The following is a 24,976-nucleotide window of genomic DNA, read 5'->3' as shown; positions in this document are numbered from 1 at the left end:
TGGCCACCACATTAGTACATGGAAGCCATTATAAATAATTATTTGTTGTTGGATTGAATGTTCCATGAAACTTTGAATGCAGGGTATTTTCTGCTTATACGCATAAAGCTTGCCTTTCTCAAAGTTGATCTTGTTTTTTCACTATAAATATTTAATTGATCGAGTGATATAAAAACTTGTTTATCAATAGTGTTTAATGTATTAACTATTTTTTCTATAGCTGCGACTTCAACGTTTTTGAAAACAATTGAATCTTCAATTGCTATGGGTAATTTTGTTGTATGTAAAAAGCTCACATCCAAAGCCAGCATATTCGCATAAGATTTACCTGTCCCAGAGTCAGAGTGATGTTCGAAAATATAATTTGTATCACTGAAAATGATCTGTGGTGGTATTCTGTCGGAACCATAGAATTTTGTGTTGTATAATTTGAGTTTCTCGTTTAATAGTTTAGATATTTTTGACAGAATTTCTTCTGTCTTTTCTTTTAATTCTACCTTTATAGTGCTTGATGCTTGTTTAAGAGCATCTTGGCGCTCTCTGTAATTAACCGTATCTTCAACTTCTTTTTTCTTTATAGATAATGACAAAACTTCATCAATAATCTCGTCTGGTCTATCGACTGATGCAGCTATTTCTTTGATTTTGAGATCAATTATACAAATTTCAGCATCAATCTCATTTAATTGGAATATAAGACGTTCTTTTTCTTTTTTTAACTCATCACTCAAGATTTTTGAAATTGATAAATGGAAACCCTCGACTTCATTTAGTTTATCAATGTTAACAGTTGGGAAAAAATCGACAACTTTGCTGAAATATCTTTTTGGAATAGGCTTTGTATCAGAAATATTTTCTTCAATTCTAAATAACTTACTTTCGAGAGAGTATTTTTGTTTGAGATATTTATCTTTTTCGATGGCTAAACTTAGGCTTTTTTCATCAAGGATAGCTTTTATGTTGGCTGCAAAAAGGTCTAGATCTTTTTTTATAGTGTCAATTTTATTTTCGATAACATTTAAATCTTGTTTTGCTTGCCTATATTCTTTTAAATTTACTTTTTTGACAAAACCCTGCTTGAACGCTATATCAATATTCTTTCTGTTTACTTCGTTTTCGGCTTTCTTTTTTTCAATTTCTTCAATTAAGTTATAATAGCCGAAGGACTTAATGAGAAATTCTTTGATAGATGCATATCCTTCACCGGTATAACGTAGAAGAGGTTTATTTGGATTGTAATTATCTTTTCCCCAAATTCTCGTGAATCTGGAAACTAAATTTCTTAATGAAGGATCGTTTGATGAAAAACCATATTTATGAGCTAAGAAGATTCTAAAATCTTCAATTGACCACTCGAATTTTTCTTCGTTTTTTCTAAAAAACACACTATTATTGGTTTCGGTATTTCTTATAAAGTGATAGGATTTTCCATCAAATTCAAAAGTAAATTCGATGTTTAGATGACCAACTTGAGAAATAACGTCTTTGCATAGGGTGATAAAATCATCACCACCAAAAACATAATCAATTAACATTAGAACTGATGATTTACCGATAGAGTTGGCACCATTTTTAGGTCCCAATATGGCATTCAAACCATTTTTGAAAATCAGTTCTTTTCTAATTAATTTTTCACAGTATATGTTCTTTAGCATTTTATTACCGTCCCATTAGCTGGGTTTAGTATGATTTTCTCTAAAATAAACAAAAAATCGAGTGAGTAAACAAATTCGTCCAGAGATGAAAAGTTGCTTGATGTTTTTTCGTATAAATCAGTAATCTTAATTTCGTTAAACTCAGTTTCTAAGATGATTGTCATCTTGTATAATATTGAATCTTGGATTGAGATAGATTTACTTGGTGTAATCATGAGTAAACCTCGCAATTTTGGATGAAAAAACACACCAAAACTTCGGCGGCTACACTATTAGTTTCCTTTGTGTTTGTTTTTATCCAATTAATCAAATGGTTATATATTTCGGATTGAGATAAATTCTCTCTTTTTAAAATCAAATAGTATGTTTTAACTTCGTTGAATATTATCTCTGATGTGTTTGGAACTCGTTGGTCGAGTTGTTGGAATAATTTTTTTATTTCAGTGTAAAAATAAGCAACTTGAGCTTTGACCTTTATCTTGAATGCAGGGCCAGAGTCGGGAAGAATTTTATCATCAACTCTCATAGCTTTGTACGATAATTGAGAACCCTCACTTGGTTCAAGAGTTGATAGTATATCAATTATCTCTTTGATCTCTTCTTCAATCTTAAAATTAAATTGGCTGTTTTTGATTTGTGCTGCTTGTCTCAACTGCTTTTTGATAGCGTACATTTCCCGATAACCCGCAATCGTTCTTGGGTTGTCGAACAACTTATGACAGTCTCTGCACAAGGCAATTAAATTATCTTCGCTATCAACATCATCGCAAAGAAGTTGCTCATCTTTAAGTAAATCCTTTTCCTCTTCACGTGGGGAAAAAGGATATATGTGTGCTACTTCATAGAGCTTTATTTTTCGTTTGCCATTCTGAACCATTAAAGGTTTAAAGCATTTTGGGCAAAGACCACTTACCTCATCATATAAAACTATATGCGTATTATGATTGATGTTCTTGCGTTCTTCACCCACTAATGACTCCTTGCGAAGGGAAATGACTTTCTATGTGCATTTTATTATTATAACATCAATAGGATTTAGCTTTAATTATTGAAAGTGTGATGGATATCACATTTATGGTGGGGTTTACAACCTGTGGCCAACTTCCTTCTGGAAGTCAGTGTTCTTCAGTCTTCGTTTTCAAGATGTGAAGCTGGGAAGTAGCTATGTGAACATCTAAAGAACGAATTTGTTTTCCTTTTCAACCGAAGGGAAGAAAAGCAAGGTCAACTTGAGAAGCGTAGCTTCGATAAGTTAGCCCTTGCTCCTATAACCTATTATTGAACGTATGGTTTTTTTATTATGTAAGAGTTATAATGTTTAGAGTTAACTAATTTAGTATAAATAAGGTGCGGTAAAAATGAATATTGATAGTATACAAATAAGTAAATTAAATGGAGAAAACAATTACTCGATAGATATCGAGGATAATAGCTTCATTATTGTTGGCGAGAATGGTACAGGTAAAAGCACAATCCTGTCAATGACATACTACTTGTTAAAAGCTGATTGGGTAAAGCTCTCTGAATATGATTATGAGAATATCACAATCACTATAGATGGTGAAAGATGTTCATTTCCTAAAATATCTATTATTGAATATTTGGATAAAAAAAGTAGCAGAAGAAATAGGAATGTAAGTAAAACTAAAAGTGGTCTTTCCTACAAACTTAAAATGTATGTTCATGACTTTATAAAAAACACATTAGGAAATGATATAAGTAAAGCTCATGATAAGGATGTAATGTATAAAATACGAAATGATTTTAAAAGCATGGGTAATCCAATACCCCCTATAGAACTCATCGCAGACTATATAAATGATTATTGGTTAGATAGTAATGTGATTTTTGACGATGAGACAGATATGGAGCTTTCAAGTTTAATGAAGGCCATTTCATTTATTAATGAAAAAGTCAACTGTTCTCTTATGTATTTGCCTACATATCGTAGAATAGAACAAGACCTTGAAATGATATTCCCTAATTCCACCAAACTGCCGAGCTACCTTGAGGAGAATGTCGATGCTGATGGTATCGTCCAGTTTGGTATGAAGGATGTTGAGAGCTTATTAAATCATGCTATGCATAAACTTAGTTCTGATTTTAGAAACAAATTACGTGAACTTATCGCCCAATCCCTTCAAGATATTTTAGGTAATCGTTATGAGGATTTTGTTCCGAATGAACATTTATCTTCTGTTTCAGAAAAGGAATTTGAAGAAATATTGGCTCGTGTAGATAGTGAAACATTGTCATCACAGGTCAAAGAAGAAATCAGGAAAAATACTAGGCACTACGGAAGGGGCAAAGGGGAGAAAAAACCAGATAAAGTTATTTTCTATTTCATAGGTAAACTTCTTGAGTTGCATAGATTACAGTCAGAAAATGAGGGTAATCTTATTAAATTTATAGGTGTTTGCAATAAGTATCTGGTCAATAAAGAATTGTATTTTGATCGAGTAAAATTTGCAATAAGTATTACACCTACAAAAAACAATGATGATAAAACAAAAACTATAAAGTGGGAGACTCTATCATCAGGAGAGAAACAAATAATTTCACTTTTCTCAAAGTTATATTTGGGTGATGGGAAGGATTTTATAATGATAATAGATGAACCTGAGTTGTCTCTCTCTTTAGAATGGCAAAGTACTTTCCTTGAAGATGTTAAAAACACGGGGTTATGTGAAGGAATATTTGCAGTAACACATTCACCATTCATTTATCATAACAGCCTCAAAAAATATGCAAAAGGTATTGGCACATTGATGGAGGAGTTATGAGTTTTTTAGATTTAATGGATAGTGCCTTAGAGTCTCCTCAAACAGCTTTACATATGTTATTAACTAAAATGAATAATACAATCAACACATTGCATGTTTATTATGAAGGGAAATGCGACAATAAATTGTATTATGGAATGATTAGGCGATTGGTAGCAGATTCAGTTAACATAAGGACCGTTGTCTGTGGAAACAAGAAAAAAGTATTTAGTTTTAGAAATGAACTAATTGAAAGGGGCAATGACAAAAATAGGATAATATTTTTTGTTGACAAAGATATTGATGATTTTTTTGATGATCATAGTTATGTTCTTACAGAGGATATGCATCAGTCTTTATATTATTCAATAGAAAACTATGTTTCCTGTGAACAAGTCCTCATTTCAATTTGTCGTGAGTGTTTCGATATGACAAATTTAGAGAACAGTAATAATGAGCTTTATATGAAGTTATTAGAGTCATATAAGGAGGCGGAGAAAACATTTTACCAAGTTGTAAAGGATATTATGATTTTTGCCTTTATAGCCAGGAGGAATATTAGTAGGCCAGTGTTAAATAATATGAAATTCAGCGATTTATTTTATTTTGATGATAAATGTAATATCCATTTTGAATTAAAAGGTAATTATCAAAATTTGGTAGAATATTTTATGGATAAAACAAAATGTGATATATCTGCATATTTGCATCAATATGATGAAATTGAATCAATGATTAACACTATTGATGAACGTTTCTATATCAGAGGTAAATATCATTTGGAAATGTTTTGTGCTTTTTTGCTATCACTTCAAAAGGCAGTAGGTGATATATTACCGTATAAGCAAAAATTTCAAATAAATGATGAGAGTATATTCCTTTTTTCCGGTCCGAGGATAACCATACCTGCAAGTATAAATGATTTCATAACTAATAATGCAGCAGATTTTATTAAAAATAATTAGGTTTTTCAAATAGGCATTGTAACAACGGCAATAGTATCTGGCGAAGTCTATGATGCCTTTCAAAATGGTATTTGAAACAGTCGTTTTTATAGCGAATGGTGATCGTGTATAACTTATTAGAATAAAATATTCTTAATGGATTTGAATGATTGAATGAGCGAAAAGGATATTCAAAGTAAGATTGAAGAAAGCCCTTGAGTTTTGAATGCGTTAAGTGGTTTTACTCATAATATTTCTTCTGCCTACAGAAACGAATCAAATAGTCCCTTTCTTTTATGAAATGTAGCCCATCAGTATATCAAAGACATGGTGATAGATAATAAACTGTTATTTATTAGTTTGTTATGTCATGTCAAATGATACTGCTGCATCATTGGCGTGTGGTTATCGATGTTATCGGTGGTTTTCATGCGATTATGTTTTTTAGTCCATTGAATTTAAAGTTAATTGTGATTTTTATTGTTTTCATCGGGTATCACAGTGTCTCACTGACTGGGTGTTTTAAGGCACCGGTTATAATGCACGGATGTTTTTGGTGCAAATAACCTACACGCTTCTGCTGAAAATGAAAATCAGTGCAAATAAATCAAATGATTGTCGATAAGCCGACAGCCGGTTCGTCGTTCGCGACGCGTTAGATATTAAGGCTTTTTTCTACCGCTATACTAGCCCAGCGGCCTATAAACTGACACCGGTAAAAACTGAAAACGCTTCGCAAACTTTGAGGGTAATAACGCGGATGGCGTTGCAGGGGCAGAGGCAAATCAGGAATGCCGGACCAGATATAGCGGCCTTGCGGCAACATGCTTTCACGCTACAGCCGCGTCAACAGACTTCATTTCATCAACGTTATTTCATCAACCTTCCGGCGCACGACGGCGACACGTACTGCTTTGCACATGACGATGTCATATCAGATGGAACTAAACGCGGTTTGAACCACTTAACAAGCTGAGATTTTTGTGCGGTCGTTATCAATGACACGTTCAAACATTGTGGCTGTTTAGGAAAACCATTTTTCAGGAGGAATCAAATGTTTAATATAAATCCCTGTTTTTATGACATAGATGCATATCAGCGATTGAGAGACGCGGTTAACAATACTGCGGTTTCAGACGATACGCAGTCTGCAAGCGGTGAGTCTTCCAATGCTTATCATAATGCCGATAGTTCCCGATACGTCCATACGCATGCCGTAAACCATGGGTATGACAACGCTGACGCTTATCATAATGCCAATAGTTACCAGTATGCGCCGCCGGAAGCGCCGTATTTCCCCGCCGGTTTTGCCGCCATGCCCGGCTATGGCAATTTAAGTCATCTTGCTCAAGGCTATTCGGCACTGATGCCGTCGCATGAGGTCTCTTATCCGACCAGCAGCGCTTCATCACATGGGCCGACATTACGTTTTGATCGCGCAGAAGGATGGAGTGAGCCGGGATGCGTGGTGGCCTGTATTGCGATGGTGGCCCCCTCTGTCAGGATAGTTGTCACCCCCTGTTGAAAATCTAAATGGGGACAATGGAGCCTGATATGAAACGTTATTCACCGGAACGTAAAGCCGCGGTATTGGCAAAATTATTGCCGCCTTACAACATGACCGTCTCCTTGCTGGCTCAGCAGGAGGGGATTTCTGACGCAACCCTGTATAATTGGCGTAATCAGGCCAGACTGGAGGGGAAACCGGTGCCCGGAGCCAATAAAACTACTGAGCAATGGTCGAGCGAAGCCCGTTTTGCCGTCATTGTTGAAACCGCCACGCTCAGTGAGGCGGAATTAGGGGAATACTGTCGTCGCAAAGGACTCTACCCACAGCAAATAGCACAGTGGAAGCAGGCTTTTATCGAACAGAATAACGATAGCCCTGCGGATAAAGCGCAGTTAAAGCAACAGGCTAAAGAAAACAAACAACTTAAACGTGAACTGGCGCGAAAAGAAAAAGCGCTGGCGGAGGCTGCCGCCTTGCTGGTACTGCGAAAAAAGCTCAACCGTTACTACGGGATGGAAGACGAGGACGACTGACGCCCGTCCTTGAACGCGTGCAATTTATCCAGTGGATACGGGAGGCGATGAACCAGGGGGCCCGTCTGGTTCCGGCCTGCCGGGAAGTGAATATCAGCCTGAGAACCTGGAAGAGATGGCACAGGCAGGCCGAAGATCGGCGTCCCATCGCAGTACGTCCGACCCCGGGCAATAAACTGACGCTGGCGGAGGAACAGCAGGTACTGGCCGTGTGTAACCAGCCGGAATACGCCAGCCTGCCCCCTGCGCAGATCGTACCGCGTCTGGCGGACAATGGCATCTATCTGGCAAGCGAATCAACGTTTTACCGGATACTCCGGCGCCATGGTCAGGTTCATCATCGCGGTCGTAGCCGGGCGCCGGTAACCCTCAGTAAGCCGACCAGCTACCATGCCACTGCGCCCCGTCAGGTCTGGACCTGGGATGTGACGTGGTGCGCGTCACGGGTACGAGGCCGTTATTTTTATCTGTACCTGATAGAAGATATTTTTAGCCGGAAAATCGTTGGTTATGAGGTTCATGAAGAGGAGAGCGGTGAGCACGCTGCCGCGTTGCTGCACCGTGCCGTGCTGCGAGAACGATGCTACCGGCAACCGCTGGTGCTGCATGCCGACAACGGTGGGCCGATGAAGTCCCAAACGTTAAAGGCAAAACTGGAAGAGCTGAATATCACGGGTTCGCACAGTCGGCCTCGGGTCAGTAACGACAATCCGTTCGTGGAGTCATTGTTCAGAACGTTAAAATATGTGCCGGGCTGGCCGTCAGCGGGCTTCACGGGACTTGATGAAGCCAGACGATGGGTTGAACGCTTTAGCCGCTGGTATAACGAAGCGCATCGACATAGTGGCATCGGTTATGTCACACCGGAACAGCGCCACCAGGGGCAAGATATAAGTCTGCTGGCAAACAGGAAAGCGGTGTATGAAGCGGCGAGGAAAGCCAGACCGGGTCGATGGTCAAGGCAATGTCGTCAATGGCAGCGAGAAGGCGTGGTGATGTTGAATCCGGATAAGCCACAAAACGCATCAGAAAAAGCAGCCTGAAAACGCATTAAGGGTGACAACTTCGTTGACAGCTACCGGTGGCGGGCGTACCTTATAAGGAAGCGCGTGATCAGGCGGCGTCGGTGGCGGATTTCGACGGTGAAAGAGGATTAACCTTTATCGAGGCGAAGGACATTCTTGAATCCATGGGGGTTGAAGCCACCAGGCACGATCAGGATGTCGACTGGAGTGACCTGCCTGATTTGGCTATTGTGTCGGTGCAAGGTGAAGTCAGTGAAGCCCACTCGGTTGTGTTTGAAAGAAACGGAGACAATGAGTATATCTACGATTGGAAAAACTACGCGCCCGTGCCTCGTTCGTCGAGCTATGAATTGCTGTCGGACGACTACTATCTGGAAATTCATCGCTAATCGGCTGATATAAAAGTAGATTGTGCTTATTCGCCGGACGTACGCCGCGATGTCGGCCGTTTTTGCGCAGGAATCCTGGAGAAGGTTATGCCGCTACAGGCGCTAGCTATTCAAAAACGAAATCCCGGCGTGCGCGTATTGACTGGGCGATTTTGAAATGAAAGCCGGTGAAGCGCATATTCTGTTCGGCGAGAACGGGGGAATGATGATGTCGCCCGTGCATCTTGTACCTGCACACTGCCGGGCCGCACTTTTATTGTGCATCAACGTTGATTTTTTGTTCTATCAATGTCGTGGTTTCTGTTAAAAATAATGATAACGCGCTGATTTAATACGTCTTGAAATGTGGCGCGTTTCTTGCTTATAAATTAATCACTAGTTGAAAATACTTTGTTCCCTTTCGTCCAGACAGAGGTTTCCTGCAATGGAATTGAAATGGTTTGAAGATTTCCTCAGTGTCTCACGTTGCTATAGCTTCACTCGTGCTGCCAATGAGCGCCATATCACACAATCAGCCCTCAGTCGCCGCATCCGCCAGTTGGAAGAGTGGCTTGGCGTGCCGTTATTCGATCGTAAAACCTATCCCGTCACCTTAACGCCGGAAGGCCAGGAGTTTCTCGCTACCGCGAATGAAACCGTGTTTGCCATGGCGCATTTGCGCAGCAATATGCATCAGCGCTATGAGAAACGCACCGCCGTTCTGCGCTTCGCCATGTTGAATACCTTGTCGCTGACCTTTTTCCCTGAGTGGTTCAAGCATGTTAATAGCCAGCAGCGCATGGGTTACATTCGTCTGTGCGATCAAAAGCCGACTTTTGTTGAACATATTTCTTTGTTGCACAGCGGCGAGACGGATTTCCTGCTGACGTATGCGCATGATTCGGTATCGTTAATCAAGCAGCTTTCCGCTTACCCCATGCTGACGCTGGGCGCCGAACGCGCGATTGCGGTGTGTCGTCCGGATAGCCAAGGACGCCCGCTTTATCCCATCGGTTTTTCACGCGATGCGGTTCCCTGGTTGAGTTATGGCAAGCATTCGTTTTTTGCCCATGCGCTGGCGCAGATGCTGAGCGTCAAACCGCTGCCTTTGGAGCCGATTTATGAAAACAGCATGTCGATAAACCTGAAAGCGATGGCGCTGTCCGGCAGCGGGGTTGCCTGGCTGCCGGAGAGTCTGGTGAAAGATGAGCTTGCCAGCGGTGAATTGGCTCGCGCGGGCGATAGCCACTGGGATGTGCCGTTGGATATCCGCCTGTACCGGCAACCCACGCTGCGCAACCGTCAGGGTGAAGAGTTTTGGCAACTGGCGGCGGCTTCCGTCCTGCCGGAACTGGCGGTGTGTTAATGCCTCTACTTTGCTCCCGCCGTCTATCTTGTCTCCGCTTCGCGGCGAGCGCGTCTCCGCGGCTTGCTTTTTCTCTCTCACGTCTTCCATCGGCCGGCGAGTAACCCGGCGCTTGGTCTTGCTTGATAGCCCTCCTTGCGCAAGCGGGAGCCTGCGGGCAAGCGACGCCCGCCATAAAAATTCTGACGCCAAACTATGAATTTTTGGAATAGGTGGTGTGAATTGCTCATTGGCATTGCCGCTTATTTTTGTCGCATTCTGAACATCTCCGGGGCCTGATACGCCCGTCGTCCCATCCAACGGTAAATTCTGGGGATTGTCATGCAAAATAAAGAGTTAGTCTGGAACTTGGTGGATGAAAGCAAGGCTGAATTTTGTGATTTGAGCGATCGCGTCTGGGGCATGCCGGAAATTTGTTACACCGAGTATCGTTCCGTGGCCGAGCATACGGCGATGCTGAAAAAGCAAGGTTTTCGCGTAACCGAAAACGTGGCCGATATTCCGACGGCGGTGATGGGGGAAGCCGGAGAAGGCGGCCCGATCATCGCCATTCTGGGCGAATATGACGCCTTGCCGGGACTCAGCCAGGCATCCGGCGTCGCCAGGCCGTGTCCGCTGCCGGGCAACGGCAACGGCCACGGCTGCGGGCATAATCTGTTGGGATCGGCGGCGATGCTGGCCGCGACGGCGATAAAAGCGTGGCTGGAGAAAACCGGTCTGCCGGGGCGGGTGCGTTATTACGGCTGTCCGGCCGAAGAGGGCGGGGCGGCCAAATCATTTATGGTGCGCGCCGGCGCGTTTGACGGGGTGGATGTCGCCATTACCTGGCATCCCAGTCCGCACCATGAAGTGGCGAAACCGCTCTCTCTTGCCAACACCCGCATGGATTTCCGCTTTACCGGCCGCTCTTCGCATGCCGCCGCCTCTCCCCATCTGGGCCGCAGCGCGCTGGATGCGGTCGAACTGATGAACGTCGGCGTTCAGTTCCTGCGCGAACATGTGCCGCAGGACTGCCGTATTCACTATGCGATGCTCGATTCCGGCGGTATCGCGCCCAATGTGGTGCAGGCCAAGGCCGCCGTCCGTTATGCCATTCGCGCGCGCGATGTGCATACCATGTTTGATCTCAACGAGCGGGTAAAACGCGTGGCCAACGGCGCCGCCATGATGACGGATACCCAGGTGGAGATCAGCATTATGAGCGCCGTTTCCAATCTGCTGGGCAACCGTCCGCTGGAAGAGGCGATGCAGCGTAATTTCGCGGCGCTGGGGCCGGTGTCTTTCGACGGCGCGGATATGACCTTCGCCGCGGAAATTCAGGCCACATTAAGCCCGGAAGAGATCGCCAGCGATTATCGCCGCGTCGGCATGAAACCCGCCGAATTAAAACCGCTCAGTGATTACATCATTCCGCTGGATGTTCATGGCGAAATCATGATCGGCTCCACCGACGTCGGCGACGTCAGTTGGGTGATCCCCACCGTCCAGGCGCATGTTCCCACCATGGCTATCGGTACGCCCGGCCACTCATGGCAGCTTACCGCGCAGGGCAAAATGCCGGCCGCGCATAAAGGACTGGCCCATGTCGCCAAAATCATGGCGGCCACGGCGATCGACGCGCTGACCGATGACGCGCTGCTGGCGCAGGTGAAGAAAGCGCACGCCGAACAGATTCAGGAAACGCCTTATCGCTGTCCCATCCCGGCCGAGGTCAAACCGCCGATTCAGCCGCGCCCGGAGAACCTTTAATCCTTTCTTTTTCAATATGCTGGAGTCCGTTCAATGATAAAACTCAATACGATTACGGCAGCACTCGTTTTTTCTGGCGCGATCGGCGCGACCGCCCATGCCGCCACGCCGCCTGACTCGCTGGTGATGGCATGGAATATTGATGCCATCAGCACCTGGGATCCGGCGCAGATTGGCGAAGTGGTGACTAATGAGATTGTGCTGAATACCTGCGATTCGCTGGTTAATTTTGACGCCAAAGACGAAAAAGCGGTCGTGCCCAATCTGGCGAAAAGCTGGGATGTGTCGCCGGATCATCAGCAGATCACCTTTCATTTGCAGGATAACCTGAAATTCCCCGACGGATCGCCTGCCACGGCGGGCGATCTCGCCTGGTCGATGCAGCGTATCGTTAAATTGGGATACGGCAACGCCGCCGCCATCACCGATTATGGATTCAATAAGGAAAACGTCGACCAGACGATCACCGCGCCGGACGATAAAACGCTGGTGATGAAGCTGGATAAACCTTACCCCACCAATCTGGTGTTACAGGCCATCGCCGCAAATGTGGTGTCCACACTGCAGAATCGCAAACTGCTGGAGAAAGAAGCGGTAAACGGCGACTTCGGCCATAAATATCTTTCCACCCGCACCGCCTGCGTCGGCCCTTATCAACTGGTGCGCTGGAATGCCGGCGAAGGCGTGGTGTTGCAGGCGACGGATCACTACTGGTCGACGCCGCCGGCGCTGAAACGCGTGTTGATTCGTCACGTGGCGGAAACCGGCACCCAGCGTCTGCTGTTGACGCAGGGCGATGTGGACGTGGCGCGCGACCTTTCCGCCGACGATCTGAAAACGCTTGATGAAGGCGGTAAGGTGAGAGTGGAAAAAGTGCTGAAGCCTCAGCTCTTCTTCTGGACCTTTAATAGCGAAGATCCGATTTTCCAAAATGAGAAAGTCCGGCTGGCGATGCGCTATCTGATCGACTACGACGGTCTGGCGAAAAATGTGATGCCGTACCTGGGCGTTCCCCGCGCCAGCTTTGCCCAGATCGGCGCGTTCGGCGCGCTGGATGAAACGCAGGGACAGCCCTTCAAACTGGATCTGGAAAAAGCCAAGCAGTTGCTGAGCGAAGCGGGTTATCCCAACGGCTTCTCCTCCAGCGTCATTTTCGGCACTTTGCCGCACTCCGCGCCCATCGCGCAAAGCATTCAGCAGAACGCCGCCAAGATTGGCGTCACGCTGAAACTGGAACGCATGGCGAACGCGCAACTGTTCAGCCGCGCGCGCGGGCGTGAGTTCTCCAGCGCCATGATGGCCTGGCAGACCTCGGTGCCGGACGCCCATGGCAACGCCTCCCGTCTGGTCTTCAACCCCGATAACCGTAAGGAAGCCCGCGCCACGCAATATCCGAGCTGGCGGGCCGCGTTTTATAACGAGGATCTGAATAAGCAGGTTGAGGCGGCGCTGCTGGAAGCGGATGAAGCCAAGCGAATTGAAAAGTATGCCGAGCTGCAGCGCGAAGTGATGGAGCAAGGGCCGATGGCGATTATGTTCCAGATGTATAACACCGCGGGCATCAGTCCGGTGATTAAGAACTGGACCTGGAATGGTTTCCGCGTCTGGTACGACACCGCAAGCAAATAACCGGGGGCGCCAATGTCGCAGGTATTCTCGCAACACCCCATGAATCTGGCATGGTCGCTGCGTTATCGCCGTCTGATGAGGCTGATAAAAGGCGCGATCTCCATTTTCTGCACGCTGTTGGGGCTGGCGGCCTTGACCTTCTTCATTGGCCGGCTGCTGCCGATCGATCCGGTCGTCGCCGTGATTGGCGATAATGCCAGTCAGGAGGCCTATGACACTATGTATCGTCAGCTAGGGCTCGATCAGCCGCTGTGGAAACAGTTTGCCGATTATATCTGGCAGTTGGCGCACCTTGATTTCGGCATCGCCCTGACGACCAGTCACCCGGTCGCGCAGGATATCGCCCGCGTTTTTCCCGCCACATTGGAACTGGCGACGCTGGCGGCGATTATCGGCACCGGGCTGGGGATCCCCGCCGGGGTGCTGTCGGCCATGTACCGAAACTCCTGGTTCGATCATCTGATCCGTTTTATCGGCCTGCTGAGCTATTCGACGCCGCATTTCTGGCTCGGTCTGATGGGGCTGTTGTTGTTCTACGCCTCGCTGGGCTGGATCGGCGGCCCCGGCCGTATCGATTTTATCTACGAATTCGATCTGCAGCCGGTCACCGGGTTCTGGTTGATCGACAGCGCGCTGGCCAACAACTGGGCGGTATTCAAAAACGTCTTCAGCCATATTGTTCTGCCGGCATCGATTCTGGGCTTAAGTTCGCTGGCCTACATCAGCCGCATGACCCGCAGCTTTATGATCGAACAGCTCTCGCAGGAATACATCATCACCGCGCGGGTGAAAGGCTTGTCCTGGGCGCGCTGCGTCTGGGTGCATGCGCTGCGCAACATTGCCGTTCCCACGCTGACGGTGGTGGCGCTCTCCTGGGCCTGGCTGTTGGAAGGGGCGGTGCTGACCGAAACCGTCTTCGCCTGGCCGGGCTTTGGCCGCTATCTTACCAACGCGCTGCTGGCGGGCGACATGAATGCGGTGGTCGGCTGCGCGCTGCTGACCGGCGCGATATTCGTCGTGCTCAATCTGATTTGCGATTTGCTCTATCGCCTGTTTGATCCCCGAACCCGTCAGGAGGATAAATGACCGATTTGACCAACAAATCCTCTGGCGCCCGCTCGCGTTCATCTCTGCGCAACTGGCTGAATGCGCCGGTGCCGACCACGCCGTTGCAGGCGCGGATGCAGCAGATGTGGATTCAGTGGCATCGTTTTTGCGCCAATCATTCGGCGCTATTCGGCCTGATTGTGTTGCTGGTGATTGTTTTCGCGGCGCTGTTTGCCCCGTGGCTGGCCAGTCACGATATCTATGCGCAGGATCTGGCCAACCGCCTGCAAACGCCGAGCCTGGAAAACTGGCTGGGCACCGATGAACTGGGGCGGGATATCTACAGCCGGCTGCTGTATGGCGCGCGCATCACGCTGTATATCGCCGGATTGACCGCCATTATCATTACGCCGCTTGGGTTGGTGATCGGCACTACGGCAGGCTATCTCGGCGGCTGGGTGGATACGGTGCTGATGCGCCTGGTGGATATCTTTCTGGCTTTCCCCAGCCTGATTCTGGCGCTGGCGTTCGTCGCCGCGCTCGGCCCCGGCATAGAGAACGCGATCATCGCCATTTCCCTGTCGTCGTGGCCGCCTATCGCGCGTCTGGCGCGGGCGGAGACGCTGTCGATCCGCAAGATGGATTATATCGCGGCGGTACGCCTGCAAGGGGCGTCATCCTGGCACATCATCCTGTTCCACGTTATTCCCATGTGCCTGCCGTCGGTGGTGGTGCGGGTGACGCTGAATATGGCGGCCATCATCCTCACCGCCGCAGGCCTTGGTTTCCTCGGTTTGGGCGCGCAGGCGCCCAGCCCGGAGTGGGGGGCGATGCTGGCGTCCGGGCGCGAGTTTATGCTCAATAACGGTTGGATCGCCGCTATCCCCGGTTTAGCCATCCTTTTCACCAGTCTGGCCTTTAACCTGCTCGGCGACGGCCTGCGCGACGTAATGGATCTTCGCCATGAGTGACATTCTGCTTGATGTACAGGATCTGAATATTGTGTTTAAAGGCGCCCACGAGGACAACCACGCGGTGCGGGATGTTTCCTTTCAGGTGGGACGGGAGAAAGTGGCGATAGTCGGCGAGTCGGGATCCGGCAAATCGCAGACCTGCCGCGCGCTGCTCAAGCTGACGCCGAAAATCGGCCGCATCAGCGCCAAAGCGATCCGCTTTGGCGAGTTCGATCTGCTGAACGCCAGCGAAAAACAGATGCGCACCATCCGCGGCAACCGCATTTCGATGATTTTACAGGATCCTAAATTCTCGCTGAATCCGCTGATGCGCATCGGCTACCAGATTACCGAAGCGTATCGTCTGCACACGCGCGTCAGCCAGAAAATTGCCCGCGAAAAAGCGCTGGCGATGCTGGAGTCGGTGCATATCCGCGACTGCGAAAATGTGTTTGCGCGCTATCCTCATGAGATCTCCGGCGGCATGGGGCAGCGCGTGATGATCGCCATGATGCTGATCCCGGAACCCGATCTGATCATCGCCGATGAGCCGACTTCCGCGCTGGATGTCACCGTGCGTCAGCAGGTGCTGTCGATCCTCGACGAACAGCTGGCGCGGCGTAATACCGGCTTATTGTTTATCACCCACGATCTGAATCTGGTGTCGCGCTTTTGCGATCGGGTGCTGGTGATGTACGCCGGACGCGTCGTCGAAGAGATCGCCGCCAGCCGCCTGCACCAGGCCCGCCACCCTTATACTCAAGCCCTGCTGTCCAGCCAGCCGCGCTTACATCATCCGGTGGACACGCTCAGCGTGCCGACGCGCGATCCCGACTGGCTGAATGGCCCCAGCTACCGCAATGGAGTCGCCCTATGATCATTCCTGCCTCGCAACGCAGCGTGGAAGTCATCGATCTCAATATCGCTTTTGGCGAGGGCATCATGCGGCGCCAGGTGGTCAGCGACGTCAGTTTCACGCTGGCGGAAGGCGAAAGCTACGGGCTGATTGGCGAATCCGGCTGCGGCAAATCGACCATTCTGCGCGCCCTTGCCGGTCTGAACAGCGATTATCAAGGGGCGATTCTGTTTGCTAATCGCGAGCAGCATCCGGTACGCGATAAAGCCTTTTATCGTCAGGTACAGATGGTGTTTCAGGATCCCTATGCCTCGCTCCATCCGCGCAAGATGGTGTACAGCACGCTGCGCGAACCGCTGCAATTGCATGGGCTGGATCGCCACGAGGGGCGGATCAGCGAGGCGTTGAACGCCGTCGGTTTGTCGGATGCTTTCCGCTACCGCTACCCGCACCAGTTATCCGGCGGCCAGCGTCAGCGCGTGGCTATTGCCAGGGCGCTGATTATGGAACCCTCCGTTCTGTTGCTGGACGAACCCACTTCCGCGCTGGATGTGTCGGTGCAGGCGGAAATTCTTAATCTGCTTGCCGGCATGCGCCGGCAGCGCAAATTGACCTACCTGATGGTGACGCACGATTTGGCGGTGGTGACTCACCTGTGCCAGCGCGTGGCGATTATGCATCAGGGCAAACTCTTGGAAGAACTGAGCGCGGACGCTCTGCGGCGGGGAGACGCCCGCGAAGCGTATACCCGGCATTTTCTCGCCGCCAGCGAGGCATGAAAAGGCAGCATCAGGCGACGGACGGGAGGCCGAGTGAATCGCTTTCAAATCGGTAACCTGCGGCAGCTAGTGCTTAATGAACTTTCCCAAGGAGAACACAATGACGGTGGTTGAGACGATTGCCGCCTGGTGCGTGCGTAAAGCGCCGTTCAGCCAGGCAGCCAGACAGGGCGCGCGTGAAGCCATTATCGATACGCTGGCATGTTTGTATGCCGGGCGGCATGACTTTTCCAGCCGGGCGGTGCGGCAGGCGTGGGCGGCGTACCAGCCGCCGCCGCCGGCCATATGCGCGTTGATTAACGGCACCGCGGCGCACGCCATCGATTATGACGATAACTTTGCGCCGGGAATGAGCCACGCATCGGCGGTGCTGGTGCCGGCATTGCTGGCGGTGGCGCTGGCGGAAAAACGCGACGGCGGCGATCTTATCGATGCCTACCTGATAGGATTGCAGGCGCAGGCGTTTGTCGGCTCGGTGGTCGGTGCATCACATTACACCGCGGGATGGCACGGCACCTCTACCGTCGGCTGTATCGGCACCGCCGCCGGCGTCGCCTGGCTGAAAGGACTGGACGAACAGGGCATCGCCCGGACGCTGAGTATCGCCGTCAGCCTTGCCGGCGGCGTCAAAGGCCAGTTTGGTACGCCGCTGAAGCCGTTTCACGCCGGTATGGCGGCGCGCAACGCGGTGGATGCGGCGGAACTCGCCGCCACCGGCATGACCGGCCGTCTGGATATTATCGAAGGCGAGCAGGGCTTTTATCAGTTATTTGCCGGCAAGCACTTTCAGCCCGCGGATATCGAGTGCTGGCTAACCCCGTCGCGGCACGTGATCGAAAGCGTTGGCGTCCTGCCGAAAAAACATCCCTGTTGCGGTTCGACGCACCGAATTCTGGACGCCATCAGCGATTTACAGGCGCTGCATGCATTCAGCGCAGACGATGTGGTAAAGGTTGACACCAAAGTCGGGATCGCCAACCGGCGTAATCTGGCCTATCCGCAACCGGAAAATGAAATGCAGGCGCGTTTCTCGATGCCCTATTGCGTCAGCGTCATGCTGGAAAAGGGGAGGTTAAGCGTCGCGGACTTTACGCCGCAACAGGTCGCCAGGCAGTCGGCGGCGGACAAACTGAACCGGGTCAGTATGACAAGCTGGAGTGAAACGGAAGAAGAAGAGAATGACAATCTGCCGCACGCCGTGGCGATTACGCTAAAAGATGGCCGTAAGCTGAACGCCCAGCGGTTAAATGCGAAAGGCGACATCAGCGATCCCTTCAGCGATACCGATCGTCAGCGCAAATTTGCCGACTGCTGCGCCGGGCTGGCGGATGCCGACGCGCTGTATCAGCGTTTAACCCGGCTTGAGCAGGAAAGTTCGTTGGCGTTTTTACGCGTGATGTTGCTGGCGTAAGCTGATGTGACCGCATGAAAAAATGAGCGAATTCATGTAGAAAATGCCGCGTATTGATGTTGTCGGCGGGAACTGCCTCATATTTTTTTCCACTCAAGGAAAATCGAAATAATTATGGGCAGGAGCAACAGCATGGCCATCGGCAAAGTCAATGTTTCGTCGACACAATGGGTCAACGCGAGCAAGTCAGCGGGTGCGGAAAACGCGGGAAATAAAAAGCTGCATCAGGCGACGAAGTCGCACGCGTCGACATCTGCGGCGGGATCCTTGATTAACGAAAGGCGAAATCTCCCCTCCCGGCCGAATCTTCGCCAGGCGCCGCCCGCCGCCCAAGATGAAATGCCCGCGCGTCAACGCGGACGCGGTTCCAAACTCGGCAACTTTCTGCATGGGTTTTCGCCTTTTAAGAAAAAGAATGCGGAGGGGCAACCGGCCAAACCCGAAGCGCAAAAATCGACCGCGGCGTACCCGCCCAACTCGTTGTTGGCGAAAATGGCGGAGGAGCGGTCATCGTCGTTGACTCAGGGCCAGACGATTGCTGCCGATGAGAAACCGCCCGCGGATGAGGTGCGGCATTATCAGCATAATTTCAGCCAGGTCAGGCAGAATATCCTGAAAAAGATTGGGCAAACTTCCGCGGACGGCGGTTTTGTCAGCGGTTCGTCCCACTATTACACCCCGCCTTCGTCGATGACCTCTTCCGGTTATCTCTCCTCTGAGTCTGTGGATTCTTTGCCCGCCGACATGTTTGACGATGACGGCACGGTGGACCAGCTGTACCGCGACATGCTGGATAGGCAGGCGGGCCAGGCGCCCAAGGTATTTGATCCGGTGGCGTTTTATGGCCTGGCCCCGCAACCGGAGGCATCAACATCCACGGAGGCGGCTGACGACGCGCAGTTTGACGATGACGGTATGCAGGAGCGGTTGCATCGCCAGATGACGGAGCGCCAGGCGGGCAAGCCGCCGAAGGTGTTCGAACCGACGATTTCCTCGCCCAAACGCGAGCCGTTTCAGCCGTCGTTATCCCCAATAAAAGAGAAACCGTATGAGGGCGGCGAAGAGGCGCTGTCCCGTCAGCGCGAGGTGCCGGGACAGCAACTGGGGGCGGGGCCGGCCACGCAGCCGCTGAATTTGAGCCTGGACGGCAAAGGGCGCCTTGCGGTGCATGAAACGGCGTCACCGGCGATCCAAAGTCTGTTGCAGCAAACGTTGGGGAAAGATGATCAGCGCTTTTTGTCGCATATGACGCGTGTCTCGGACGAGGGCGATCAGCAACATCTGCTGTTGAGCAAAGAGGGCAAGCTGTTTGCCCTGAATCGTTCATCCAACGCGTATACCGCCATTCATTCCAGCGAACCCGGCGCGGAGAAGAAAACGCTGGAACTGGCGGGGAAAGGTAAAGCAAGTTACACCCTGCATGCGGACGCGGATAACGGCACGGTGACCCTGCGCGCCGAGAGTAAATACCGGTCCGGCGGCAGTCCGCCATCGTCTCTTCCTTTGCCCGGCCGTCTGCATGAGTCGCTGTTGACCGGTATTTATCGTCATCCCTCAACGGCAACCGATGCGCAAGGGGCGCAAGTGCGTCTGCATGGGGGAAAACTGTATGAACTGAACGAGGCGCTGGACGTTTGGCAAAAGAACAGCGATATCGCTTTCGATAAGTTGTCTGCTCAGGCGGATAACAAACTTTATGCGGTACAGAATAAGCATACGCTGAGCAATTTAACGGATGGCACGCATTCTGAGAAATTCGTGAATGACATTGCCGCGTTTGCGGTCAATAAACGCGGTCAGGCGGCGGTGCTGGTGGATACGGACGATCGCGCCAGAGTGTGTTTTATGCCGTCGCTGGACGCCGCGCCGGAACACCGCGTACCGGTTATCCTCAAGCTGGCCGATCCGGCATTGGCGCTGGTGCGCGGCAGCGAACATATCGAAGCGCAAACCATTGGCATGGCGGACAACCAGTTCTATGTCTCCGACAGTGAAGGCAAGCTGTTCGTCGGCGACTATCCGCGGCTCGGACAGAATGAACTTACGCTTAAGCCGGCCCCGCAGCCGAAGCTGGAACAGGCTTTTTCAAAGAATTATCACATCGAAGGCTTTGCCAGCGATGAATACGGCCAGTTGAACGCGCTGGTTAAAGACAACCTTAAACAAACGCACGCCTGTCCGTTAGGCAAAGATAATCAGTTTACGCCCGGCTGGAACCTGACCGATGCGCTGGTGCTCGATAATCAACTGGGCCTGACGCATATTCAGCCCACGGAATTGGAAACCGTCGGCCTTAAATATCAGGGCAAGCTGACGTTGCAGGAAGGGGCGCTGTATTACCACGACAGCCTGACGCACGCCTGGACAAAAGCGGAGGACGGCTGCGCGCAATTGAAAAAAGGGAGTGACGATCAAGCCTATATTCTGAAAGACGGCGAGGTCAAAAAACTCAGCATAAACCACCGGAGCAGTACGCTACGGCAGGGAACGGACAATATTTTTTCGCTGCCGCATGTGCGCAACAAGCCCGAATTAGGTAAAGCGCTGTTGCCCGAAGCGAAGAACGACAAGGCGACCGCCATGGCGGTGCTCAACTCGCAGCAGTTTCTGGTGGTGTCGGAACAGGGCGATATCCATTTCCATCAGGTAAAACCCGGCACCAAGCAGTCGCTGCATCCGGCGCAGGCCGTGCCTAAAACCGGCATTAACGGCGACATAAAGGACATTTCGCTGGATCGTCATCAAAATCTGTACGCGTTGACCCGACAGGGGGACGTATTCACTTTACCGCCATCTCAGTGGCGGCAACCGGCAGGCGAACAGAGACAGACAGCCTGGGAAGCCGTATCGCCGCCGAACGGCGGCGCCGGTGAGATTAGCCATATCCAGAATGACGATGCGGGCAATCTGGTTGTTTCTCAGGATGACATTCATCACCGGTTAACCGAGAACGGCTGGCAGTCAGTGGATACGGTGCGCCACGCGGAGCCGCCGCCGATAGAGTCACGTTCGTCGGAAACCGTCTATAACCGTCTGAATAACGTGAACAAGCGCGCACGCCTGCCGGGTTCCGGGTTAACGGCGCAGGGGACGATCATGAAAGGCGGTTTTACCGGTACGGAAGGCGGCGCGGTGAAAAGCAAGTTCAGCGAGCGTCTCAGCGCGCACGTCTTTTCGCCGACCCTGTCGGTGCCGAGGCCGGTTAAGAATCTGGCCTACGCCGTTCAACACCAGTGGCAGGGACGTGAAGGCTTAAAATCCCTCTATCAGATGCAGAGCGCCTTGCTCAAACAGTTGGAAGGGGAAAACAGTCGCAAGTCGGCGGCGATTACCCCGGTTACTCCTCATTCGGCCCCCGAGGGGGATTTGCGCACCCGCTTGGATCGCCTTGATTTAGGGGAAAATGGGAAAGAATTAACCACGATGTTGCAGCGTTTTCGTTCCGAACTGGAAGAGAGCGCGACGCTGTCGGTGACCCGGCTGGGGCAGCATAAAGGCATTGTGAAAGACAGCGGCGAACTGAACGAACGGTTCAAGCCGTCGTCGCTGAAAAACGTCGCGCAGTCGCTGAATCCCAACCGTTCCGGCCGCGATCTCAGCAAGTCCTTGCTGGATGCCTGGCGTTCGGCGCCCGCGGCGAAAGACAGTAAGGTGGAAACGCTGTTGTCCGCATTCGTGGATAAAAAGGTCAACATCAGTCACCAGAAGGCGGATATCGCGCTGGGCCGCCAGCGCGATCCCAACGATCAAAATTCATTGCTCAAATCCCGTCTGATTCTGGATACGCTGACGCTCAAAGATCTCCACCAACTGGTCGGCAAGGCGGAACTGTTGTCCGGTAAATCGCCGGATGAGCAACAGATTGGCCAACTGCAACGGGAAGTGACGCAGCTGCGCGACCGTCAATATGGTCAGAACCCGATTAAACAATTTACCGATATGGGATTTTCCGGCGACAGCATGCTGGAGGCGGACTATGACGCGGTAAAAGCGTTTCTTAATGCTTTCCGTAAGGAAAATCACGGCTTAAACGTCACGGCGAAAACGGTATTGGATGCATCGCATCAGGCTGAGCTGGAGTCGAAACTGGTCGATACGCTGAAATCCCTGGGCGAAGGCGACGTCATCAACTTTGAGCGTAGCTACGGCGGCGGCGCCAGCGCGGCTTATGTCTTCTTGCTGAAGAACTCGCCGCTTCCCGTCGTACCGGGCGGCGGTATGACGTTTAACCGCATGTACGGGCTCACCATGACGCGCCTTGATAACAGTTTATATGTCGAATTTAATCGGCGGGGAGACACCGTCGGCAATGTTTCCATGGCAACCGGCTTTAACCTCTTGCCGGACTTACTGCCTAAATCGATTAAAGAAAAAGTGAGCGCGATAAGCATCAACGACCATTACAACCTGATGCCGGATTTGCGCATCAACGGTTCAATGGCCGGCGCGTTAACCAAAGGCAGTCAAAAAGGGCTGGCCTTCACGCTGACGGATGATGAGTTGCCTGATTTTGTTAAAGGCCTGACCCAGGGAACGCTGAACCCGGCGGAGTTGATGCAAAAAGGCGTCCAGCATCTGGTGAGGAGCGGCGAAAAAATCAGCTTTAGCTTGGATATCAGCAGCTCGCTGGAAGCGCGCGCCGCGGTGAACCTGGGGGCGAATATTGTCGATCCGGCGACGTCGCAATCAAGAGCGCCGTTCCCGGAAACCTTGACGCGCGCGGCATTGGGCGTCGGCGCCGGATTAAATGTGCTGTCCGCCACCCGCGAACGGACGTTGGCCGAAGGCGAAACCGCCATGAACAGAACGTACACCGACAACCGGGCGCGCTTCTTTAACCGGGTGGACATGGATGCGCATGCCGGTATCAACGCGGGGGCGGTTATCCCTCTTGAAGACGGCAATGCCGACAATCCGAATGACATCGTGCCGATATTCGTCGGCACCGGGGCGTCGGCGAATCTCACCATAGACAGTTCGGTCAACAAAATGGTGGATATGATGATGAAGCGGGCCGAGCCGGTTATTGATGATGACGTTACTGAATTGACCGTTCAACTGAGTAAACATTTTAAAGACAGCGCCAGCCGTCAGGTACTTGCGGCGCTGCCTGACGTGAAGGATGTCGGGGAAAAATTGCGCATTCTGAATAATCATTTCAGCGGCCAGGAAATCAACAGCGACGAACGTTATGAGGCGCTGAATAATGTTAAATCCACCTTTTTTCAGCACCAGATCGCGCAGGATGGCGGCATGATGGCGGCGTGGATCACGCTCAACACCACTTATAACAATCTGTCGCGGCTGGATAACAACGGCATCATCCATGCCGTGCATAAATTCCTGGACGCGTCGTTGCCGCCCACCAACTCGGATCGCCTTAAAGCGCTCATGGACTCCACGCCTGAGCTAAGCGGGGCCATTGAGAGCATAAAACAGTTGCCCGGCACGAACGCAACGGTGGGATTGGAATTAAAAGAACCGCTGAAACAAAAGCTCATCGAAGGTATTCAACAGAAGAAGGTTGAACATCAGGATATTGCGAACCTGTTTAACGATCGTAATAACTTGCGGTTGAGTTACATCGCCTTTTATCAAACCGCCAAAAAGAGAGAGGGGTTTGATACCCCGACGCTGGTCTTTGGCGGGAGCAGCAGCGCCAGTGTCTCCATGTCGAAGAACATCGGCATGATCGCGTTCAAATATGGGCAGGATCAGAACGTACCGCGCGGGTTCACGCTGGACGGCGATATCGCCAAGGCGAACCCGACCCTCGCTAACGCCATGTATCAGTTGAAAAACGAAGGCATGGAAATGAAGAGTTAATCCACGGGCAGAAATAAGGAAGAGAGAACATGACTCAGTATCAACAGCAGGTTGAACGTTGGTTGCAACATCTTGCTCAACGCTATCGGATTGCTTTGACGCTGCGGGACGGCGTGTGCGCGCTATGCGACGAGAAAGGCGGGGAAGCGGCGATTATTGAAGTCCCGGCGCAAAGCGACAGCTTGCTGCTGCATTGCCAGTTACCGGTACTGCCGGAAGAGATTACCGAAGGCATTTCGCGGTTTTGTCTGCAATTGAATTTCGAAATGAACGCCATGCGCGGCTGCTGGTTGGCGATGGATGAGTACCAGACGCTACGCCTGTGTACGCAACATACCGTCAATACGTTGAATGAGCAGACATTTACTGCGCTGGTTGAGGGCTTTATACAACAGGTTGACGAGGTGGGCGCGTTTTTACGCGATGCGCTCACGCGGATAGCCGCCGCGTGAGGCCGCCAACCGATTACGCCAGACGCGGCTGACGGATAGACGGATAGTGATTGGGCGCTAACCGCGATTCCAGCGGCTGGCGGCGCCGACATGACGATAACGATCCATGTT

General features: G+C 50.5%; 18 protein-coding genes. 15 read left to right on the top strand and 3 right to left on the bottom strand.

Going from position 1 to position 24,976, the window contains the following annotated elements; all coding sequences use genetic code 11:
* Positions 1 to 38 precede the first annotated feature (38 nt).
* From ACN28R_RS13520 to ACN28R_RS13510, 3 genes are read right to left on the bottom strand one after another with little or no spacing between them, the layout of a single operon-like run.
* Positions 39 to 1,655, bottom strand: coding sequence for a DUF2326 domain-containing protein (locus ACN28R_RS13520; RefSeq protein WP_095834670.1), 1,617 nt, complete (start codon positions 1,653 to 1,655; stop codon positions 39 to 41).
* Positions 1,649 to 1,870 carry an ABC-three component system middle component 7 gene (locus tag ACN28R_RS13515; RefSeq protein ID WP_000632589.1) on the bottom strand — a complete coding sequence of 74 codons (222 nt, stop codon included), beginning with the start codon at positions 1,868 to 1,870 and terminating at the stop codon, positions 1,649 to 1,651. Before ACN28R_RS13515 ends, ACN28R_RS13520 begins: the two co-directional genes overlap by 7 nt.
* Entirely contained in the window at positions 1,867 to 2,625 is a 759-nt protein-coding gene (locus ACN28R_RS13510; RefSeq protein ID WP_095834669.1) for an ABC-three component system protein, read from the bottom strand. Before ACN28R_RS13510 ends, ACN28R_RS13515 begins: the two co-directional genes overlap by 4 nt.
* A gap of 388 nt (positions 2,626 to 3,013) precedes the next feature.
* Here ACN28R_RS13510 and ACN28R_RS13505 point away from each other — a divergent pair, with 388 nt between their 5' ends.
* The 15 genes from ACN28R_RS13505 (at position 3,014) to ACN28R_RS13435 (ending at position 24,865) form a co-directional block, all read left to right on the top strand.
* Positions 3,014 to 4,438 (top strand): AAA family ATPase, encoded by a 1,425-nt coding sequence (locus tag ACN28R_RS13505; RefSeq protein WP_095834668.1) that lies wholly within the window; start codon positions 3,014 to 3,016, stop codon positions 4,436 to 4,438.
* Positions 4,435 to 5,382, top strand: coding sequence for a DUF4435 domain-containing protein (locus ACN28R_RS13500; protein ID WP_095834667.1), 948 nt, complete (start codon positions 4,435 to 4,437; stop codon positions 5,380 to 5,382). The genes ACN28R_RS13505 and ACN28R_RS13500 overlap by 4 nt, the downstream gene beginning before the upstream one ends.
* Before the next feature lie 1,033 nt (positions 5,383 to 6,415).
* Entirely contained in the window at positions 6,416 to 6,886 is a 471-nt protein-coding gene (locus ACN28R_RS13495; RefSeq protein WP_095834666.1) for a hypothetical protein, read from the top strand.
* Between the two features lie 29 nt (positions 6,887 to 6,915).
* A protein-coding gene (locus ACN28R_RS13490; RefSeq protein WP_375153882.1) for an IS3 family transposase occupies positions 6,916 to 8,447 on the top strand; the annotation gives its coding sequence in 2 pieces (ribosomal slippage) (positions 6,916 to 7,366 and positions 7,366 to 8,447; 1,533 coding nt in all).
* A gap of 38 nt (positions 8,448 to 8,485) precedes the next feature.
* Positions 8,486 to 8,818 carry a hypothetical protein gene (locus ACN28R_RS13485; RefSeq protein WP_095834665.1) on the top strand — a complete coding sequence of 111 codons (333 nt, stop codon included), beginning with the start codon at positions 8,486 to 8,488 and terminating at the stop codon, positions 8,816 to 8,818.
* Positions 8,819 to 9,242: 424 nt separating this feature from the next.
* The gene (locus tag ACN28R_RS13480; protein WP_095834664.1) at positions 9,243 to 10,163 is read left to right on the top strand and encodes a LysR family transcriptional regulator; all 921 of its coding nucleotides are present in this window, start codon (positions 9,243 to 9,245) and stop codon (positions 10,161 to 10,163) included.
* A gap of 321 nt (positions 10,164 to 10,484) precedes the next feature.
* Positions 10,485 to 11,912, top strand: a complete 1,428-nt coding sequence (locus ACN28R_RS13475) for a M20 family metallopeptidase (RefSeq protein ID WP_095834663.1) — start codon at positions 10,485 to 10,487, stop codon at positions 11,910 to 11,912.
* Positions 11,913 to 11,945: 33 nt separating this feature from the next.
* Positions 11,946 to 13,541: an ABC transporter substrate-binding protein gene (locus ACN28R_RS13470; protein ID WP_095834662.1), complete on the top strand. Its 1,596-nt coding sequence runs from the start codon at positions 11,946 to 11,948 to the stop codon at positions 13,539 to 13,541.
* A gap of 39 nt (positions 13,542 to 13,580) precedes the next feature.
* Positions 13,581 to 14,627: an ABC transporter permease gene (locus ACN28R_RS13465; protein WP_048639622.1), complete on the top strand. Its 1,047-nt coding sequence runs from the start codon at positions 13,581 to 13,583 to the stop codon at positions 14,625 to 14,627.
* Entirely contained in the window at positions 14,624 to 15,559 is a 936-nt protein-coding gene (locus ACN28R_RS13460) for an ABC transporter permease (protein WP_048635870.1), read from the top strand. The genes ACN28R_RS13465 and ACN28R_RS13460 overlap by 4 nt, the downstream gene beginning before the upstream one ends.
* Complete coding sequence (locus ACN28R_RS13455) at positions 15,552 to 16,418, top strand: ABC transporter ATP-binding protein (protein WP_048635869.1); 867 nt, start codon at positions 15,552 to 15,554, stop codon at positions 16,416 to 16,418. The genes ACN28R_RS13460 and ACN28R_RS13455 overlap by 8 nt, the downstream gene beginning before the upstream one ends.
* Entirely contained in the window at positions 16,415 to 17,176 is a 762-nt protein-coding gene (locus ACN28R_RS13450; RefSeq protein WP_095834661.1) for an ABC transporter ATP-binding protein, read from the top strand. Before ACN28R_RS13455 ends, ACN28R_RS13450 begins: the two co-directional genes overlap by 4 nt.
* Before the next feature lie 100 nt (positions 17,177 to 17,276).
* Positions 17,277 to 18,587: an MmgE/PrpD family protein gene (locus tag ACN28R_RS13445; protein WP_095834660.1), complete on the top strand. Its 1,311-nt coding sequence runs from the start codon at positions 17,277 to 17,279 to the stop codon at positions 18,585 to 18,587.
* Positions 18,588 to 18,719: 132 nt separating this feature from the next.
* Entirely contained in the window at positions 18,720 to 24,413 is a 5,694-nt protein-coding gene (locus ACN28R_RS13440; protein ID WP_183096755.1) for an AvrE-family type 3 secretion system effector, read from the top strand.
* A gap of 29 nt (positions 24,414 to 24,442) precedes the next feature.
* A complete protein-coding gene (locus tag ACN28R_RS13435) occupies positions 24,443 to 24,865 on the top strand; it encodes a type III secretion system chaperone (RefSeq protein ID WP_048635865.1) in 423 nt (140 codons plus the stop codon).
* Positions 24,866 to 24,976 lie beyond the last annotated feature (111 nt).

It is taken from the genome of Brenneria goodwinii (assembly GCF_002291445.1).
GTDB classification, from domain to species: domain Bacteria; phylum Pseudomonadota; class Gammaproteobacteria; order Enterobacterales; family Enterobacteriaceae; genus Brenneria; species Brenneria goodwinii.
The sequence above is the reverse complement of the archived record's forward strand: the minus strand, read 5'-3'. Positions and strand labels throughout refer to the sequence as shown.

Excerpts from the sequence above, each read along its gene's own strand:
- ACN28R_RS13450 (WP_095834661.1), top strand. The coding sequence starts at position 16,415 with ATGATCATTCCTGCCTCGCAACGCAGCGTGGAAGTCATCGATCTCAAT.
- ACN28R_RS13445 (WP_095834660.1), top strand. The coding sequence starts at position 17,277 with ATGACGGTGGTTGAGACGATTGCCGCCTGGTGCGTGCGTAAAGCGCCG.
- ACN28R_RS13480 (WP_095834664.1), top strand. The coding sequence starts at position 9,243 with ATGGAATTGAAATGGTTTGAAGATTTCCTCAGTGTCTCACGTTGCTAT.
- ACN28R_RS13470 (WP_095834662.1), top strand. The coding sequence starts at position 11,946 with ATGATAAAACTCAATACGATTACGGCAGCACTCGTTTTTTCTGGCGCG.
- ACN28R_RS13520 (WP_095834670.1), bottom strand. The coding sequence starts at position 1,655 with ATGCTAAAGAACATATACTGTGAAAAATTAATTAGAAAAGAACTGATT.
- ACN28R_RS13505 (WP_095834668.1), top strand. The coding sequence starts at position 3,014 with ATGAATATTGATAGTATACAAATAAGTAAATTAAATGGAGAAAACAAT.
- ACN28R_RS13460 (WP_048635870.1), top strand. The coding sequence starts at position 14,624 with ATGACCGATTTGACCAACAAATCCTCTGGCGCCCGCTCGCGTTCATCT.
- ACN28R_RS13475 (WP_095834663.1), top strand. The coding sequence starts at position 10,485 with ATGCAAAATAAAGAGTTAGTCTGGAACTTGGTGGATGAAAGCAAGGCT.
- ACN28R_RS13455 (WP_048635869.1), top strand. The coding sequence starts at position 15,552 with ATGAGTGACATTCTGCTTGATGTACAGGATCTGAATATTGTGTTTAAA.
- ACN28R_RS13500 (WP_095834667.1), top strand. The coding sequence starts at position 4,435 with ATGAGTTTTTTAGATTTAATGGATAGTGCCTTAGAGTCTCCTCAAACA.
- ACN28R_RS13515 (WP_000632589.1), bottom strand. The coding sequence starts at position 1,870 with ATGATTACACCAAGTAAATCTATCTCAATCCAAGATTCAATATTATAC.
- ACN28R_RS13495 (WP_095834666.1), top strand. The coding sequence starts at position 6,416 with ATGTTTAATATAAATCCCTGTTTTTATGACATAGATGCATATCAGCGA.
- ACN28R_RS13465 (WP_048639622.1), top strand. The coding sequence starts at position 13,581 with ATGAATCTGGCATGGTCGCTGCGTTATCGCCGTCTGATGAGGCTGATA.
- ACN28R_RS13440 (WP_183096755.1), top strand. The coding sequence starts at position 18,720 with ATGGCCATCGGCAAAGTCAATGTTTCGTCGACACAATGGGTCAACGCG.
- ACN28R_RS13435 (WP_048635865.1), top strand. The coding sequence starts at position 24,443 with ATGACTCAGTATCAACAGCAGGTTGAACGTTGGTTGCAACATCTTGCT.